This is a genomic window from Azonexus sp. R2A61 (assembly GCF_021401135.1).
Classification (GTDB): domain Bacteria; phylum Pseudomonadota; class Gammaproteobacteria; order Burkholderiales; family Rhodocyclaceae; genus Azonexus.
Window position 1 is genome coordinate 23,009 of the sequence record NZ_JACBFO010000001.1, and the last position, 15,958, is coordinate 38,966.

At 64.2% G+C, this 15,958-nt stretch carries 14 protein-coding genes; 7 read left to right on the forward strand and 7 right to left on the reverse strand.

Annotated elements, in window-relative coordinates; translation table 11 throughout:
• Positions 1-166: 166 nt before the first annotated feature.
• Entirely contained in the window at positions 167-916 is a 750-nt protein-coding gene (locus L0962_RS00150; protein WP_234081724.1) for a trans-aconitate 2-methyltransferase, read from the forward strand.
• A 6-nt stretch (positions 917-922) separates the two neighbouring features.
• Positions 923-2,965, forward strand: a complete 2,043-nt coding sequence (locus tag L0962_RS00155; protein ID WP_234081728.1) for an ATP-binding protein — start codon at positions 923-925, stop codon at positions 2,963-2,965.
• On the opposite strand, the gene L0962_RS00160 is transcribed toward L0962_RS00155, so the two are convergent.
• The gene (locus L0962_RS00160; RefSeq protein WP_234081731.1) at positions 2,966-3,628 is read right to left on the reverse strand and encodes a response regulator transcription factor; all 663 of its coding nucleotides are present in this window, start codon (positions 3,626-3,628) and stop codon (positions 2,966-2,968) included.
• Positions 3,629-3,722: 94 nt separating this feature from the next.
• On the opposite strand from L0962_RS00160, the gene L0962_RS00165 reads away from it, so the two are divergent.
• Positions 3,723-4,196 (forward strand): PhaM family polyhydroxyalkanoate granule multifunctional regulatory protein, encoded by a 474-nt coding sequence (locus L0962_RS00165; RefSeq protein ID WP_234081735.1) that lies wholly within the window; start codon positions 3,723-3,725, stop codon positions 4,194-4,196.
• Here the strand turns inward: L0962_RS00165 and L0962_RS00170 are convergent, their stop codons facing one another.
• Positions 4,197-5,096 carry an AEC family transporter gene (locus L0962_RS00170; RefSeq protein ID WP_234081739.1) on the reverse strand — a complete coding sequence of 300 codons (900 nt, stop codon included), beginning with the start codon at positions 5,094-5,096 and terminating at the stop codon, positions 4,197-4,199. It lies immediately after the preceding gene.
• Between the two features lie 84 nt (positions 5,097-5,180).
• Here L0962_RS00170 and L0962_RS00175 point away from each other — a divergent pair, with 84 nt between their 5' ends.
• The 3 genes from L0962_RS00175 (at position 5,181) to L0962_RS00185 (ending at position 7,655) form a co-directional block, all read left to right on the forward strand.
• The gene (locus L0962_RS00175) at positions 5,181-5,624 is read left to right on the forward strand and encodes an NfeD family protein (RefSeq protein ID WP_234081742.1); all 444 of its coding nucleotides are present in this window, start codon (positions 5,181-5,183) and stop codon (positions 5,622-5,624) included.
• 17 nt (positions 5,625-5,641) lie between these two features.
• The gene (locus L0962_RS00180; protein WP_234081746.1) at positions 5,642-6,493 is read left to right on the forward strand and encodes an SPFH domain-containing protein; all 852 of its coding nucleotides are present in this window, start codon (positions 5,642-5,644) and stop codon (positions 6,491-6,493) included.
• A gap of 160 nt (positions 6,494-6,653) precedes the next feature.
• Positions 6,654-7,655, forward strand: coding sequence for a sensor domain-containing diguanylate cyclase (locus L0962_RS00185; RefSeq protein WP_234081750.1), 1,002 nt, complete (start codon positions 6,654-6,656; stop codon positions 7,653-7,655).
• Here L0962_RS00185 and L0962_RS00190 read toward each other — a convergent pair whose 3' ends face one another.
• The 4 genes from L0962_RS00190 to L0962_RS00205 form a co-directional block, all read right to left on the reverse strand.
• Positions 7,656-8,237, reverse strand: a complete 582-nt coding sequence (locus tag L0962_RS00190; protein WP_234081753.1) for a DUF4407 domain-containing protein — start codon at positions 8,235-8,237, stop codon at positions 7,656-7,658.
• Positions 8,238-8,290: 53 nt separating this feature from the next.
• Positions 8,291-8,794: a hypothetical protein gene (locus L0962_RS00195; protein ID WP_234081756.1), complete on the reverse strand. Its 504-nt coding sequence runs from the start codon at positions 8,792-8,794 to the stop codon at positions 8,291-8,293.
• A 90-nt stretch (positions 8,795-8,884) separates the two neighbouring features.
• Positions 8,885-9,742 (reverse strand): tRNA nucleotidyltransferase, encoded by an 858-nt coding sequence (locus L0962_RS00200; RefSeq protein ID WP_234081759.1) that lies wholly within the window; start codon positions 9,740-9,742, stop codon positions 8,885-8,887.
• A gap of 235 nt (positions 9,743-9,977) precedes the next feature.
• Positions 9,978-11,306 carry a M48 family metalloprotease gene (locus L0962_RS00205; RefSeq protein WP_234081776.1) on the reverse strand — a complete coding sequence of 443 codons (1,329 nt, stop codon included), beginning with the start codon at positions 11,304-11,306 and terminating at the stop codon, positions 9,978-9,980.
• Between the two features lie 160 nt (positions 11,307-11,466).
• Between L0962_RS00205 and L0962_RS00210 the strand changes: the two genes are divergently transcribed.
• Positions 11,467-13,080 carry a methyl-accepting chemotaxis protein gene (locus L0962_RS00210; protein ID WP_234081780.1) on the forward strand — a complete coding sequence of 538 codons (1,614 nt, stop codon included), beginning with the start codon at positions 11,467-11,469 and terminating at the stop codon, positions 13,078-13,080.
• 41 nt (positions 13,081-13,121) lie between these two features.
• Here the strand turns inward: L0962_RS00210 and L0962_RS00215 are convergent, their stop codons facing one another.
• Positions 13,122-15,917, reverse strand: a complete 2,796-nt coding sequence (locus tag L0962_RS00215) for a cache domain-containing protein (protein WP_234081796.1) — start codon at positions 15,915-15,917, stop codon at positions 13,122-13,124.
• Positions 15,918-15,958 lie beyond the last annotated feature (41 nt).

The window sequence follows — 15,958 nt, forward strand, 5'->3', positions numbered from 1 at the left end:
CCGATTCTGCGCATGCATCCGGCACACGTCAATCGTCGTCTGGCGCCCGGAAGCCGGCCCGGCCCCGCCGGCGCCGGAATTCCTGCGCAATCCGCGGTCGACCGCAGACAACGCGAAAATTTGCAATGCGGAATAAGCCCACAGAGCTTGGTGGCATAATCCCGTCATGTCCGCGACCCCGATCCGGCAGCTTGCCCTGCAGGGCGCCGCCGTCATTCTCGTTCTCTCCCTTGCCTGGCCCTACTACGGCTGGCAGGCACAGGCCATGCCCTGGCTGCAGACCAGCCTGACCATCGGCGCCGTGGCGCTGGCGATAGCCACGCTGAGCCGTCAGCCCTGGTGGTGGCGCCTGATTCACGGCGGCTTCATGCCGCTGGTCTGGGCGACCCAGCAACTGGCGATCGATCCCGGCTGGTTCCTGCTCGGCTTCATCCTGCTGCTGCTCGTCTATCGCGGTGCGCTGTCGGGACAGGTGCCGCTCTACCTGTCGAACCCGCAGACCGTAGACGCGCTCGACCGACTGATCGAAACGCAGGAAGCCGGCAGTTTCCTCGACCTGGGTGCCGGCTTGGGCAGCACACTGGTACCGTTGGCCGACCGGTGGCCGGAACGCCGCTTCACCGGGGTCGAAAACGCCCCGCTGACCTGGCTCGGCGGGCGGCTGCTGAGCCTCGGCCGGCCCAACCTCGACTGGCGTTGGGGCGACCTGTGGCAAACCTCGCTGACCGGACACGACATCGTCTATGCCTTCCTGTCACCGGCGCCCATGGCCCGGCTATGGGAAAAGGCACAACGGGAAATGCCGCCGGGCAGCCTGTTCGTCAGCAACAGTTTCCGCGTACCCGACATCGAACCGAGTTTCGTCATCGACGTGCCCTGCCAACCGCCACGTCCGCTCTACTGTTATCGGACCTGAGCGGCAATGCGCCATCGCCGGCCGGAAACCCTCGCGCTGATCGTCGCCCTGTCCAGCACGCTCGCCGTGCTCACGGTGTTCCTGATCGATCTCGCATTATCGCGGCAACGCGATCTGCAACTGGGCGAAAAACGGCTTCAGCAGTTCACCGTGATGCTGGCCGAACACACGGCCCGCGCCTTCGAGGCGGTCGACGTGCTGGTCAGGGAGATCGCCACCGACCTGTCTACCAACCGGACCAACTGGCCACGCTGGGAACCCGCCCTCGGCTGGGACTACATCGCCCAGCGCCACTCGCGGGCGATGCCGCAGATGCGCGACCTGATCGTCTTCGACCGGATCGGCGAGCAGCGTTTCATTTCCACCTATTTTCCGCCGCCACGCATCAACATCGCACAGTACCCGTTCTTCCGGGAACTCGCCGGCGGCAAGCCGTCGATCACTTACGGTCCCTACATCGGCCCGAATTCCGGTCGCTACACCTACGGCATCGCCCACCGGATCGAGGATGGCGAGCGGCAGTTCGCGGGGATCGCCTTTGCCGCAATCGAGACCGGCTACATGCAGGATTTCTGCTGGGCCAACCGGCTGGCCGACGAATTCGACGCCATGCTGACCAACGTCAGCGGCAGCATCATCGCCTCCTGCCGGCCGGCCGACCTGAGCCAGCAATCGACCATTCTCGGCCGACCGGTCGGCGAGGTGCTGTTCGGCAGCGCAGCGACCGAAATCCAGTTGCCGGAAACCGGCTTGCTGCGCCTGCACGACAAGCTGGTCTCGGTATCGCCCGTGCCGGGTTTTCCCGACCTCCGCCTGATCGCTGCCATGCCCCAGAACACTGTCCTGAGCAACTGGTGGAGCCGCCTGAAGGAACTGGGCACGCTCGGCATCCTGCTCAGCGCGGTGTTGCTCACCGGCGGCGTGCTGGTTCGGCGACAGGTGCGCGAGCTGGCCGAAGTCACCGATGCGCTGGCCCATTCCCATGACCGCCTTGAAGCCAAGGTCCAGGAAGCAACGGCCGAACTCGCCGAACAGAAGGAATCGGCGGAACTGGCCAACGCAGCGAAAAGCCGCTTCCTGGCGGCAGCCAGCCACGACTTGCGCCAGCCGATGCATGCGCTGGCCCTGTTTTCGACCGACCTGCGCCGCCGCGCCGGCGTCGGCAACCTCGACGACCTGCCGCGCCTGGCCGAACAGATCGCGGTGTCTACCGGTCTGCTCGGCGAGATGCTCGACGCGCTGCTCGACATCTCGCGGCTGGACATCAACGGGATCAAGGCGGATATCCACCCCTTCCCGCTGGCCAATCTTTATGAACGCCTGGAGGCCGCTTTCCGGCGTTCGGCTGCCGACCGCAACATCAACCTGCGCTTTCATCCGACCCGCCACATCTTGCGCAGCGACCCGATGCTGCTCGAACGCATGCTGGGCAACCTGATCGCCAATGCAATCCGCTACACGCCACCGGGCGGCCGCGTGATCGTCGGAGCCCGCCGACACGGCAGACAGGTTCGGCTGGAGGTCCGCGACAGCGGTATCGGCATCGCCCGCGAGCATCAGGCATCGATCTTCGCGGAGTTCTACCAGGTCTCGAACAGCGCCCGGGAGCAAGGTAGCGGCCTCGGCCTCGGGCTATCCATCGTCGATCGCCTGGCACGTGCGCTGTCGGTCGAAATCCTGCTCAAATCGCGCATCGGTGAAGGAACGACGTTCGGTCTGGTGGTCCCGCAAGCCGAACGGGACGCAATCGTCCGTCCGTCGACTGTCGGCCGCGTCCACCTGATCGGCGACACCCCGGAACTGGCCACCTGCCGGCCATTGCTGGAAGGCTGGAATTACGAGGTAAGCAGCGGCGGCATCGAATCCGCCCAGCGTCTGCGCGGCGACACGGTGATCATCTGCGACGCCGGGCACATCCCCGACCTGGCACCGGCAATGCGGCTGATCGTTCTGGTGGCAGGCGAGGCGCCGCTTCTACCGCCCAGGGCGCAGGCTCTGTCACTACCGGTCAAACCGGCACGACTGCGCGCCCTGTTGCGGGCAGGCTGATCAGAAGACGTTGCCGAAATCCAGGCCGTAGCGGGCGGCAGCGACCAGCGCCTGGGTCCGGCTGTTGACCCCGAGCGCCTTGAACACCGCCGTTGCATGGATCTTGACGGTACCTTCCGACAGCTCGAGTTGCTCGGCGATATCGCGATTGGACAGGCCGCGCACCATCAGACACAGCACCTGCGCCTGGCGCTCGGTCAGGCCGATCTCCTCCGGCCGAACGCTGACCTGCGACGGTGGCACCGGCGGCGCATCGTCGAGGCGGGCGATCGGCTGTCCACAGGGGCGATAAATGCTGCCGGCCAGGACGTCGCGGACCGCCGACAGCAGGCCTTCGCCGGACAGCGCCTTGGGAATGAAACCCGAAGCGCCGAGATTGAGTACCCGGTTGACCGTCGGCGTATCGTCGAAAGCCGACACGACGGCGACCGGCATTGCCGGATAGCGGCGACGCAGGATGTCCAGCCCGGCGAATCCGTCGATGCCGGGCAGCGCCAGATCGAGCAGCACCAGGTCGAAATCGCCATCGTTGTCGAGTATGGTCAATGCCGATTCGAAATCGGCGCTCTCGAAGACCTCGGTCTCCTCTTCCAGTTGAGCCAACAGACGGACCAGCCCCTCCCTGACCAGCGCGTGGTCCTCGACCACCAGCAACTTGAGCATGAAATTCCCCTTTGTCATTGCGGGCGCTAATTTATCATTTCGCCCGGGGAATGTGGTTTAAGATGGAATCATCCTGATCAGGAGGGAGAGAGACATGAGCAACGAACAAATCAACGATCCGCTCAACTTCATGCGCAACCTGTGGGGCAACATGGGGTTCTCGCTCCCCGGCATGGTTGCCCCGACCTTCGATATCGACGAACTGGACAAGCGCATCAAGGACATGAAGGCCGTCGAAGGCTGGCTGCGCATGAATCTGTCGATGCTGCAGATGACCATCCAGGGACTCGAAATGCAGCGCACGACGGTCAGCACGGTACAGGCCATGGGCCAGATGGCGAGCGACGCGGCGCGCAAGTTCGGCGAAACAGCCAGCGACGAAGCACCGCCGGCCGCCGCGGATGCCGGCCAAAGCCTCTCCGAGGCCGCGCTATGGCCGTGGCAGATGATGCAACAGATGCGCGAACATCTGCAGGAAAGCGCCGAAGCCGCCGCCCGGGCGGTCAGCCAGGACAGCGCCCCGGCGCCGGAAAAGCCCAAGACCCGGCGGTCGACCGCAAAGAAGTGATCAGTGGGCGGCCAGCCAGGCTGCCCACATCGGCAAACTGAGCATCGACCCCAGCGTCGTTGCCGAAATCAGCCAGGCGACGCTCTTCCCGTCGCCCCCCATGCGCATCGCCAGAATGTAGGCCGACGATGCCGTCGGCAAGGCCGCGAACAGCACGATGATCTGGAAATTGAGCCCTTCCAGGCCGAGCGCACGGCCGATGAAGATCGCGGCCAGCGGCAGGGCCGCCAGTTTGACGGCAAGCAGCCAGCCGGAAAAGAAACCGACGCCGCGCGTACCGTCGAGGCGCAGTGCGGCACCGACGGCAATCAGGCCGAGGGCGATCGAGGCATCGGCCAGTCGGCCGAGAAAGGCCTGCAAGGGCACCGGTGGCACGAAGCCGGCAAGGTTCAGCACGAAACCGGTCGCCGTTCCCCAGATCAACGGGTTGCGGGCGATCTCCCGCCACAGACCGGACTGCCCATGACGCGCCAGCATCCACACCGAGACCAGGTTGGCCAGCGGCACGGCGGCACCGACCATCAGCCCCATGGTGGCGATGCCCGGCGAGCCGAACAGCATGCCGGCCACGGCCAGCGCGATGTAGGAATTGAACCGGTAGGCGCACTGGAACATCGAGGCATAGGTCAGCGCCGGCATTTTCAGGAACAGTTTCGGCAGCAGACCGAGCAGCATGCCGACGCCCATCGTCGCAAAACCGGTGGCAAGCAGCGGCAACGCCGCCGCCAGATCGAGCCGGGTACGCACGATGGCGTTGATCAGCAGCGCCGGGAACAGGATGAAGTAGACCAGTTTCTCGACGCCGGACCAGAAATGGTCGCCCAGATGCATCCAGCGACGGATGGCGGCGCCGACCAGGATCAGCGCGAAATCGGGCAGCAGTAACAGGGCGGTTTGCATCGCTGCATTCTAAGGTTTGCGGTCGACGGCGAGAAATCCGTAAAAACCGCAAATCGCCTATACTCGGCGGATCAGGAGGAAATCATGCATCCCGAATGGTGGCACTGGATCGTCGGCGGCATCGCGCTGACGCTCGCCGAACTGGCCGTACCGGCCTTCTACATCATCTGGTTCGGACTGGGCGCGCTGCTCGTCGGATTGTTGTTGCTTTTTGCCCCGGCGCTGTCGTTGACCGCACAAATGGGGCTGTGGATCGTCGCTTCGCTGGCCATGGTCGCGCTGTGGTTTCGCGTGTTCAAGGCCAGCTTCCAGAAGACCCGCAGCGGCACTGCCGATGGCGAGGCGATCGGCGAAATCGGGCTGACGGTCGGCGCCATTGCCCCGTTCGCCAAGGGCAAGGTGCGCTTTCAGCGCCCGCTGCTCGGCGCCGAGGAATGGACCTGTCTGGCCGATCAGGAAATCGCCGCCGGCGAACGGGTACGCGTGACTGCCGTCGAAGGCAGTTTCCTCAAGGTCGAGAAAAACTAATCGTTCAGGAGAACAGCATGGAAGCAGGATTCGTCGTTGCCGTCGCACTACTCGTCTTCGTCGGCGTCACCATCGCCAAGGGCGTGCGCATCGTGCCGCAGGGCGAGGAATGGATCGTCGAGCGCCTCGGCAAATACCACGGCACGCTGAAGCCCGGTCTCAACATCGTCATTCCCTACATCGACCGCGTCGCCTACCAGCTGGTCACCAAGGACATCATCCTCGACGTCCAGGAACAGGAAGTCATCACCCGCGACAACGCGGTGATCCTGACCAACGCCATCGCCTTCGTCAAGGTCACCGACCCGGTCAAGGCAGTGTACGGCGTGACCGACTTCGCCGAGGCGATCCGCAACCTGATCATGACCACACTGCGCTCGATCGTCGGCGAAATGGAACTCGACGAGGCACTGTCGTCGCGCGACAAGATCAAGGCCCGACTGCGCGAGAGCATTTCCGACGAAGCCATCGACTGGGGCCTCACCGTCAAGTCGGTGGAAATCCAGGACATCAAGCCGTCGCAATCGATGCAGAAGGCGATGGAAATGCAGGCGGCCGCCGAACGCGAACGCAAGGCGGCCGTGACCAAGGCCGAAGGCGCCAAGCAATCGGCCATTCTGGAAGCCGAAGCCCGTCTCGAATCGGCCCGCCGCGACGCCGACGCCCAGGTCATGCTGGCCGAAGCCTCGGCCGAGGCGATCCGCCGGGTGACCAGTGCGATCGGCGAGCACAGCGCACCGATGGCCTACCTGCTCGGCGAAAAATACATTGGCGCGATGGAACGACTGGGCGAGAAGGACAACGCCAAGCTCGTCGTGCTGCCGGCCGACCTGCAGGAAGCCGTCAAGGGGCTGTTCGGCAAGCGCTGATCCCATCTCGCCAGAGGCCGCGCGTCAGTGGAAAACCCGCGACGACGCGGCCTGGCGGCGCGACTGCCCCGCGCCCTCCGCGTTAACAATCTATTACTTTCGATATAACCCCATTATTGGTAGGATTTTGCCCTCTCGACCAGGCGCAACTTCCTCCGACATGCCCTCCCAAAAACAACTGCTGGACGTCATCAGCATCCAGACCGACATCGTCAAACTCGGCCTCGATCTCGGCGAAGTGATGTCGCAGGTCGTCGAGCGCACATTGGCGCTGATCGGCGCCGACGGCGTCGCCATCGAACTGGCCGAAGGCGACGACATGGTCTACCGGGCCGTCTCCGGGATCGCCAACCCGCACCTCGGCCTGCGCCTGAAGCGCGCCAGCAGCCTCTCCGGTCGCTGTGTGGCCGTTGGCGAAAGCATCCGCTGCGACGACGCCGAGGACGATGCGCGCGTCGACCGCGATGCCTGCCGGCAGGTCGGCCTGCGCTCGATGATCGTCATTCCGCTGCGTTACCGCGACCATACCGTGGGCGTGCTCAAGGCGATGTCCGCCGAACCGGCCAAATTCGGCCAGGGCGACGAGCGGCTGCTCGGATTGCTGTCCGAACTGATCGGCGCGGCCATGCACTTTGCCACCCGACTCGGCCGGGACGACCTGTTCCACCGGGCCACCCACGACGCCTTGACCGGGCTGGCCAATCGCTCGCTGTTCATCGACCGGCTACGCAACATCATGGCCCGCCTGACGCGCGAACAAGCCCGAGCCGGCGTCCTGATGATCGACATGGACGGTCTGAAGCAGATCAACGACGGTCTGGGCCACCGCACCGGCGATGCCGTGCTCTGCGAGTTCGCCCGACGGCTGGCACGCTCGGCGCGCGGCACCGACACCGTGGCCCGCTTCGGCGGCGACGAATTCGCCATCCTGCTGAATCCGGTCGATGCCTTGCCGCACAGCCTGGAGGCTGCGGTCCACCGCCTGCACAGCGAAATTTCCCTGCCCTTCGTCTTCGAGGGCCAGAGCTTGCCGCTGCGCGCCAGCATCGGCAGCGCCTGCTTTCCGGAAGAAAGCGATGACGTCGACGCCCTGCTCGAACTGGCCGATCAGCGCATGTACGCGATGAAAAGTACCCGTCACCGGGAACGGGCGGCGAGCTAGTCAGTCACCATCGCGTTCGTCGTACTGCCGGCGCAAGCGCTCCAGCCCCTGCTGAAACGCTTCGGCATCGCCGTAATCGAAGAACTTCGGATAGTGCTCATGCGCCGCGCGGATGCGTCGGGCATGCTTGATCGGGCACCAGTACTGCTCGGTCCGCGCCGCAACCTCGCGGGCATAGGCAGCGACACCGTTGCCGTAGGAACAGTAGAAGCAGTTGAACTTCTCGATCAGGTTCAGATACGGCAGGTCGCCACGGTCGAAGACCAGATAGTCGGCCCGCCGCACCTTGGGAATCCGGTAAATCGGGAAGCAGATCGCCTGATATGCGGTGACGAACAGGTCCATCAGCAGGAAGGGAACCCAGCCGGCATAAATCACCGGCGCGGTGAGCACGACCAGCAGCCGCGAGCGAGCCAGGAAGCGCAGCAGACCGGTCTTGTAGCGGCGCTGCTGGCGGGCGAACTCACCGGCCAGCTCGGCCTTGCGCCGCGCCCATTCATCCCGGGCACGGCGGTATTCCTCGTCCAGCTCGTTTTGCAGCGTCTCGATGCGGGCCAGCAGTTCGTCGATCTTCGACATCATGGCGATCCTCCCTGCCCCGGATCATGCCCGAGCCGCCCGTCGGGAATCAACGCTCAGCGGGAGCAGGCACCCAGCAGGTCGGCCTCGAGATCGATTTCCATCCCCTTCTCCAGCTTGCGCTCGAGGAAGTTGCCACGCCACAGACGCCCCGCGTTCTCGGCCTTGCGCTCATACGGGGTTTCCCAGTCCTCGACGCGGATGCGCACCATGCCGATCTGCTCGTCGCGCTCGGCCACGCCGGGCGAAACGCAGGGCGAGGCCTGGACGTGGCGGATGAATTCGGCACGGTCATACTGCAACAGGCTCTTGCCGGGAACGACCGGGCACTGTCCGAGACGGCGCGTGGACACATTGCTGCTCACCACCGTGCCCTGCAGGAAAAATATCGGTTCGGTAGCAATCCAGCCGGCGCCGCCTTCCTGATAGCGCACGCAGGTACCGGTCGTGAGCAGTTCCGGCTGCTTGAACAACAGGCGCGCCGATGGGCGCAGGGCGGGTTCGGCAGCCAGGGCCGACAGGGAAAACAGCGCTGACGCAGCAAGAATGAGGAGGCGCATCGCAATCATCCGGTTCGTTAAACCCGCCTATCATCGGCGAGCTTGGCCCGAATCGGCAAGCCCCTGCCCCGGGAAAATCGGCGGCCCGACTCAGTCGACCGCATCCGCCCAGCGCTCGGAACGCAGGGCGGCGGCCACCGCCACCGCACGCGCTTCGCGGCGGGTAACCGCGGCATCGGCGTGGTTGTCCTGTCCGCTCTCGGCGCATGTCGTCGCGGCCAAGGCCAGACAGGCCATGCGGGCGCGCTCCAGCAGCCAGAACTTGGCATAAACACGGTCGGCGTTGCCGGGATAAGCGCGGTAATCGCTGGTACACAGCACCAGCAACTGGCGATAGCGTGCCTCGCAGCCGAAGGCATCGACCCGCTCCAGCAAGGCGACGATCGACGCAGCGCGCATCGGTGCCGCACGATGCACCCGTTCCAGTTCCATGGCGGTCAGCATCGCCAGTTCGCGGATTTCCGGCGACAGGCGAAAGCGGCGGACAATCGCCTCGATGCGCGGCAGACAGCGTTCGACATGCTGGTAATGCGCCGGCAGGTGCTGCGGCGGCGAATCGGCCTTGCCCAGGTTGTAGAGCAGACCGGCCACCCGTACCGCCAGCGGCGCACCCTGCGCGGCGAGCAGGTCGAGGACCCGACACTGGTGCTCGCCGATATCGATCATCTCGTTGTCCGGCGCGATCTGCGCCTGGCCGAACAAGGCGTCGACTTCCGGCAGCAGGCGGGCCAGCGCACCACAAGCCCGCAGGATTTCGAACATCGCGGACGGCTTTTCTCCCATCAAGCCCGCCGCCAGTTGCGGCCAGCCGTCGGCCGGGATGAAGTCGCCCAGCACGCCGGCATCGACCTGCAGACGCATCGCCTGCCGGGTATCGTCGTCCAGCCCGCTGCCGTCGCGGGCGGCACCGGCGGCCAGCGCCAGCAGGGTCAGCGCAGGACTGGACATCAACGGCGCCAGGCCGCTTCGGGAAAGGTCAAAACTCATGTCGCCCCCAGGAAGGATCGGGTCTGTCGGATAGGCGACATCGGTCGCGGTCGGCCATGCCACAAGGCGGGCCGGCCATGGATCAACGACGCCGCCAAGGCATCCCGGCGGCTCAGCAAAAAACAGACCCGTTCGCAGCCAGATCCGGCTGGCCACGGATTTCTGCGGTCAACGCCGGGTTGACCGCAGAAATCGCTTACTTGACGTAGCCCCAGCCGCGCAGCCGGCTGTAGGAATACTCCGCCGCCTTGCCCTGGCGGTTGTTGCGCAGGTAAGCGGCATATTGCTGGGCGGCTTCCTGACGTTTGCCCATGCCTTCGAGCGATACGCCCTTGAGGAAGGTCACACCGGCATCGCCGGGCAACAGCCGGTCGTAGCTGTCCAGGCTGGCGTAAGCGGTACCCGGATCCTTGAGCCCCAGTGCCAGCACGCCGGCCAGCTTGTGCGCCTGGGCTTCCTGCGGATAGATTTTTTTGGCCGATTCGGCATAACCCAGCGCCTGCCGCCCCTTGCCTTGCGCGTCCAGGCACTGCGCCATCAGCAAATTGGCCGCATAGTCGCGCGGCGTCTTGTTCAGTGCGCTCTTGAACTGTTCCTCGGCCTTGGGATACTGCTTGGCCGCCATCGCCACCTCGCCGTTCTGGCAGGCGGCGATCGTCGGCTTGATGCGGCGCAGGCTGGCGGTGCTGTCCATGAAACGCTCGCGCCCGGCGTCGCGCGCATTGCTCGCCGCATACTTTTCCTGCGCCAGACGCTGCGCGGTATCGCGCCGCTCGCGACTCATCGGGTGCGTCGAAAACATGGTTTGCAGCATGCTGGGCGATTCCTTCTGCTGATCCACCAGCAACTGCTGCAGACCAACCATGCCGCTGGCCGGGTAACCCGCCCGCACCATGTACTCCTGCCCCAACGCATCGGCCTCGCGCTCGTTGTCGCGCGAATAACTCGAGAGCAGCGCACTGGCGCCGAGCTGGCTGCCGATCGACACCAGTCCGCCCCACTCGGTGGCCGAAGCGACGATACTGGCACCGGCCACCGCCACCTGGGCGACCATCGCCTGTCCCTGGCGCTGCGCCGCATGCCGCGCGTTGACGTGACCCAGTTCGTGGCCAAGCAGCCCGGCCAGTTCGGCTTCGTTCTGCAGATCGACCATGATGCCGCGGGTGACGCCCATCGCCCCGCCCGGGAAGGTGTAGGCATTGACGTAGTTGGCATTGAGCACGCGGTACGAATACGGCATCTGCGGCCGATGGACGGTGCCATCCAGGCGCTGACCGACGGAGGCCAGGTAGCGGTTCACGGCATCGTCCTGGATCGGCCCGAGGTCCTGGGAAAACTGTTGCGGCGCGACTTTCTGGTCGACGCGCTTTTCCTCTTCCTCGCTCATGCCGACCAGGATCGAACCGCTGCCGACCGGCGATGCCGCGCAACCGCTCAGTGTCGCTGCGCCGAACAGCCAGAGCACATCGCGCCGACTGAGCCGGTTTCGTTCGAGATGATCGGCCAGGGTATCAAGGTAGTTCATTCGGGCTCCTTTCCGATTTAGATATATTTGCCAAATTTTGTTTTTTTACTAAAATACCATCTACATTAAGACTGGCTTAATTTTATTGGCAAACAATACCTATACTGGGATCATCATTTGCCATAAAACTTTCATCGCAGAAGAACGGAGAGGAGAGACCATGAACATCGCCAAACGCCTGCTGTTGCTGATCGCCATCGCGATCGCCGGCCTGATCGTCATAGCCGCCGTCGCCGCAACCCAGATGGCGAGGATTCAGGAAGGCGTCGTCAACACCAACGAAAACTCGATCCCCAGCATCCTGAAGCTGGAAGAAGCCAGCCGCAGCTTTCTCCGTCTACGCACCCGGGTACTGAATCATATTCTGACCACGGACCCAGCCAAAATGCGCGAGCACGAACAACAACTCGCCAACTATCGGGCCGCCATCCAGACTGCGCTCGATGACTACAAGGCGCTGCTCAGCGACGACGAGGATCGCCGGATGCTCGACGCTGATCAGCAAGGATTGAATGCCTATTATGCGGAAATGGAGCGAGTGATCGCCCTGTCGGCGGGCAACCGCAAGGACGAAGCTCGCGAGCTGATCATCGGCCCGATCATCAAGCAGGCCGAAAGTCTTGCCAAACAATTCGAAGCTCACATCAAGCTCAACAGCGATGCCGCCGCCAAAAATGCGGCCGACGCCCAGGCTACTTACCACAGTGCCCGCATCCAGATGCTGATCGTCGCCCTCGCCGTCGGTGCCGTGGCCGCCGTGCTGGGCTTGCTCACCTTCCGCCATGTCGCCGGCTCCCTGAACGCGATGACCAACGAGTTCACCCGCATCGAACGGAATCTCGACTTCACCACGCGCATCCCGGTCGACGGCAACGACGAAGTGGCAACCGCCAGCCAGGCCTTCAACCGCCTGCTCGACCGACTCCAGGGCAGCCTGCGCGAAGTGGCCGACAAGGCGCATGCCGTCACCGAATCGGCCGGTCGGGTGTCCACCGCCTCGGAACAAATGTCGATTGCCTCGTCGCACCAGAGCGAATCGGCCTCGAGCATGGCCGCCACCATGGAAGAAATGACGGTCAGCATCAATCACGTGGCCGACCGCGCCGGTGAAGCCGACGAGTTGTCACGCAGCTCCGGCCGCATGGCTCAGGAGGGCACGATGGTGATCGGCGAAGCGGTCAGCGGCATCGACAGCATCGCCACCACGGTACGCGAGGCTGCCGCCCAGATTTCCCGCCTCGAGCAAAACAGCGAACGGGTGAACTCGGTGGTTTCGGTCATCAAGGACGTTGCCGATCAGACCAATCTGCTGGCGCTCAACGCCGCCATTGAAGCAGCCCGCGCCGGCGAGCAGGGACGGGGTTTCGCGGTGGTCGCCGACGAAGTCCGCAAGCTGGCCGAACGCACCACGCAATCGACGCAGGAAATCGCCGCCACCATCAGCGAAATGCAGAACGGTGCCCAGAGTGCAGTTGCATCGATCCAGGCCATGGTCACCCGGGTCGAGCACGGCGTGTCGCTGGCGCAACGTGCCAACGCCTCGATCATCGATATCGGCAACAGCTCGGAACAGGCGGTCGAGATGGTCGGCGACATTTCCGAGGCCATCCGGGAGCAAAGCGCAGCCAGCACCACGCTGGCCCAGGAGGTCGAAAAGATCGCCCAGATGTCGGAAGAGAACAGTGCTGCCGCGCATTCGACCTCGGCCAATGCCGACGAACTGGCCAAACTGGCCAATGCGATGCAGCAGGTTGTTGCCCAGTACCGCATCTGAGCGACGCGCCGGGGCAGGATGAAAGCCTGCCCCGACCGTCATCACGCTGGCCCGGAATAACGGTCCAGCCAGGCAGACAACACCGCATATAGCCGATCGGGATCGACCGGTTTGCCGATGTGGTCGTTCATGCCGGCCTGCATGCAGGCTTCCCGGTCCTCGTCGAAAGCACTGGCCGTCATCGCCAAAATCGGCACCTCGCGGCCGCCCGGCTGGGCGCGGATGGCACGGGTTGCCTCGATGCCGCCCAGCTCCGGCATCTGCAGGTCCATGACGATCGCCGCATAGCCGCCCCCGGAAAAGCGTTCGACGGCCAGCCGACCGTTCTCCACCGCATCGACCTCCAATCCTGCCAGTGCCAGCAGTTCGCCGGCGACTTCGCGGTTGATCGGATCGTCCTCGACGAGCAGGATGCGACGCCCGCCATGACGGGCCGCGATACGCTGCTCGATCGGTTCATCCGTGCCCGTCACCGAAGGCAGAACGACCTCGGGCACCTGCGTCAGGGTCAGCGTCATCCAGAAACAACTGCCTTCGCCCGAGCGGCTGCTGACACCGACTTCGCCCCCCATCAAGCGCGCCAGATGGCGATTGATCGCCAGCCCGAGACCGGTTCCGCCATACTTGCGCGTGGTCGAATCGTCGGCCTGGACGAAGGCCTCGAACAAGTGCCGCTGCTGCGCCGGCGTCATGCCGATGCCGGTATCGGCCACCTCGATGCGCAGGCTGACCGACTGACCTTCCCGCCCTTGCAGCAAAAGCTTGACGTCGATACTGCCGCGTTCCGAAAACTTGATCGCGTTACCGACGTAGTTGAGCAGCGCCTGCTCGATGCGCACCGGGTCGCCCCACAGCAGGTCGGGCACGTCATCCGCCACCTGCGCCTGCAATGAAAGCCCCTTGCCCTGGGCCCGCTCGCCCAGCATGTCAAGTACCTTGCCAACGATCCCGCGGCAGGAAAAGACCTGTTCGTCGAGCGTCAGGCGCCCGGCTTCGATTTTCGACAGATCCAGGATGTCATTGATGACGGCAAGCAGGTGCTGCGCCGAATCGGCCACTTTATCCAGGCGCTCGCTGATCTTGGGGTCGACCGCGTCCCGCCGCAATAAATGCGTGAAGCCGATGATGGCGTTCATCGGCGTACGGATTTCGTGACTCATGTTGGCCAGGAACGAACTCTTCGCCCGGCTGGCCGCTTCGGCCGCCTCTTTGGCGTCGGCCAGCTCGGCGGTTCTCGAAGCGACCAGTGCTTCGAGATCGCTGCGATAACCGGCCAGTTCGGCTTCGACCTGTTTGCGCTCGGTGATGTCGGTCGAAATGCCGCACAGCGCATAGACCGTCCCCTGCGCGTCGCGCAACGGAATCTTGATCGACAGATAGGCACGGGTGACACTGCCGTCGGCCAGGGTATTCACCTCCTCCTCGACCACGCGTTCGCCCTGCTCGATCACCCGGCGATCATTGCCGCGCAGCACTTCGACACTGCCGGAATCGAAGAAGGCCGCATCGGTCTGCCCGACGATGTCCTCCCGTGATCGCTGGAAGAGCTGGCAAACCCGCTCGTTGGCATAAAGATACGCGTAGTCCCGCCCCTTGATGAAAATGCAGGCTTCAACGCTGTCGAGGATGCTGTTCAGCTTGTCCTCGCTTTGCTTCAACGCCTGCTGCTGGGCCTGCTGACCCGCGTGGTAGCGCAGGATCAGGCGGCGCATCCAGCGCGAGAAGAGCCAGGAAGCCGCCACCCCGAACGCCAGGGCCCCGAGCAACGCGGCAGACAAGCCGCCGATGCCTTCGAAACCGATCCGGAAATGCCGTTCCAGCGCTTCGCCCACCACGGTCAGCAGATCGTCGTCATAGGCCGTCACGATCAGGGTCCATCCCCAGGGCTGGATTTTCCTGACCATCGCCGTCTTCGCCACGACGGCATCGCTCTTCGGATGCTGCCACCGATAGGACAGGAACACCCCGCGATCGTCGGCCGCAGCCAGCAGGCGGCGGACCGTCTCGCGTGCATCCTCGGGCAAGCGGTCGATCGGCAGGCGCTCGAATTCCGGGCGGGACGGCGACAACAGCAAGGTATCGTTGCCATCGACCACGGCGACATAACCGCTCTTGCCGAAATGCAGCGTCCGCAGTCGCTCGAGCGCTTCGGACTGCATTCTGGCCTCCCAGTGCTGCAGATAATCGCCACTGCCGATCAACCAGTCGTAAGGGGCAAAGTGGCGAACATAGGCCAGCTTGTCGGCCATTGCCTTGTCCTCCCCCGGCAAATACCAGCGATAGCGGGAAAAGCCTTCGCCGACCGGCTGACGGGCGGCGTCGATCAGACCGCGCATGATCCGGTGACCGGTATCGTCCTGATTGTCCGGTTTAAGCTGACCTTCAAGCTCGGGACTGGTCGGCAACAGGACGAAGCGGCCCTGCATGTCGTCGATGAAGTAGTAACCGCGACCGTCGAAGAAACGCAAGGCGCGCAAGGTCTCGACGATCAGACGTCGCACTTCCGCCGGCGACTTGCGCGCGGATTCGCTGGCATGCAGGCTGCTCGCGATCTGGTGGGCCACATCGACCTGGGCCATCAGGCTTTGCCGGAGCACCGCCTCGGTACGTTGCCGGGTGAATTCCAGATAATCCACCACGCTGTCCATCTCGGCCCGCAGCCGATCCTGCACCTGCTCCTTGGCCAGTTGCTCGATGCGCAACAGCGAAGCCCGTTCCTCACGCACATGCTGCCAGGAGAAGAAGAGTCCGAGGGCCAGGGTCAGCAGAAAGACAATGACCAGCGTACCGATCAGGTGGATTCGTGGAACGGTTTTTTCGTCGGCGACAAGCGGCACTGCAGATGACCCGGAAACAGGAAATGACCAAGGGGCAGAAA

Bases quoted from the DNA above. Each gene is read 5' to 3' on its own strand.
- L0962_RS00150 (WP_234081724.1), top strand. From the start codon at position 167: ATGTCCGCGACCCCGATCCGGCAGCTTGCCCTGCAGGGCGCCGCCGTC.
- L0962_RS00155 (WP_234081728.1), top strand. From the start codon at position 923: ATGCGCCATCGCCGGCCGGAAACCCTCGCGCTGATCGTCGCCCTGTCC.
- L0962_RS00160 (WP_234081731.1), bottom strand. From the start codon at position 3,628: ATGCTCAAGTTGCTGGTGGTCGAGGACCACGCGCTGGTCAGGGAGGGG.
- L0962_RS00165 (WP_234081735.1), top strand. From the start codon at position 3,723: ATGAGCAACGAACAAATCAACGATCCGCTCAACTTCATGCGCAACCTG.
- L0962_RS00170 (WP_234081739.1), bottom strand. From the start codon at position 5,096: ATGCAAACCGCCCTGTTACTGCTGCCCGATTTCGCGCTGATCCTGGTC.
- L0962_RS00175 (WP_234081742.1), top strand. From the start codon at position 5,181: ATGCATCCCGAATGGTGGCACTGGATCGTCGGCGGCATCGCGCTGACG.
- L0962_RS00180 (WP_234081746.1), top strand. From the start codon at position 5,642: ATGGAAGCAGGATTCGTCGTTGCCGTCGCACTACTCGTCTTCGTCGGC.
- L0962_RS00185 (WP_234081750.1), top strand. From the start codon at position 6,654: ATGCCCTCCCAAAAACAACTGCTGGACGTCATCAGCATCCAGACCGAC.
- L0962_RS00190 (WP_234081753.1), bottom strand. From the start codon at position 8,237: ATGATGTCGAAGATCGACGAACTGCTGGCCCGCATCGAGACGCTGCAA.
- L0962_RS00195 (WP_234081756.1), bottom strand. From the start codon at position 8,794: ATGCGCCTCCTCATTCTTGCTGCGTCAGCGCTGTTTTCCCTGTCGGCC.
- L0962_RS00200 (WP_234081759.1), bottom strand. From the start codon at position 9,742: ATGTCCAGTCCTGCGCTGACCCTGCTGGCGCTGGCCGCCGGTGCCGCC.
- L0962_RS00205 (WP_234081776.1), bottom strand. From the start codon at position 11,306: ATGAACTACCTTGATACCCTGGCCGATCATCTCGAACGAAACCGGCTC.
- L0962_RS00210 (WP_234081780.1), top strand. From the start codon at position 11,467: ATGAACATCGCCAAACGCCTGCTGTTGCTGATCGCCATCGCGATCGCC.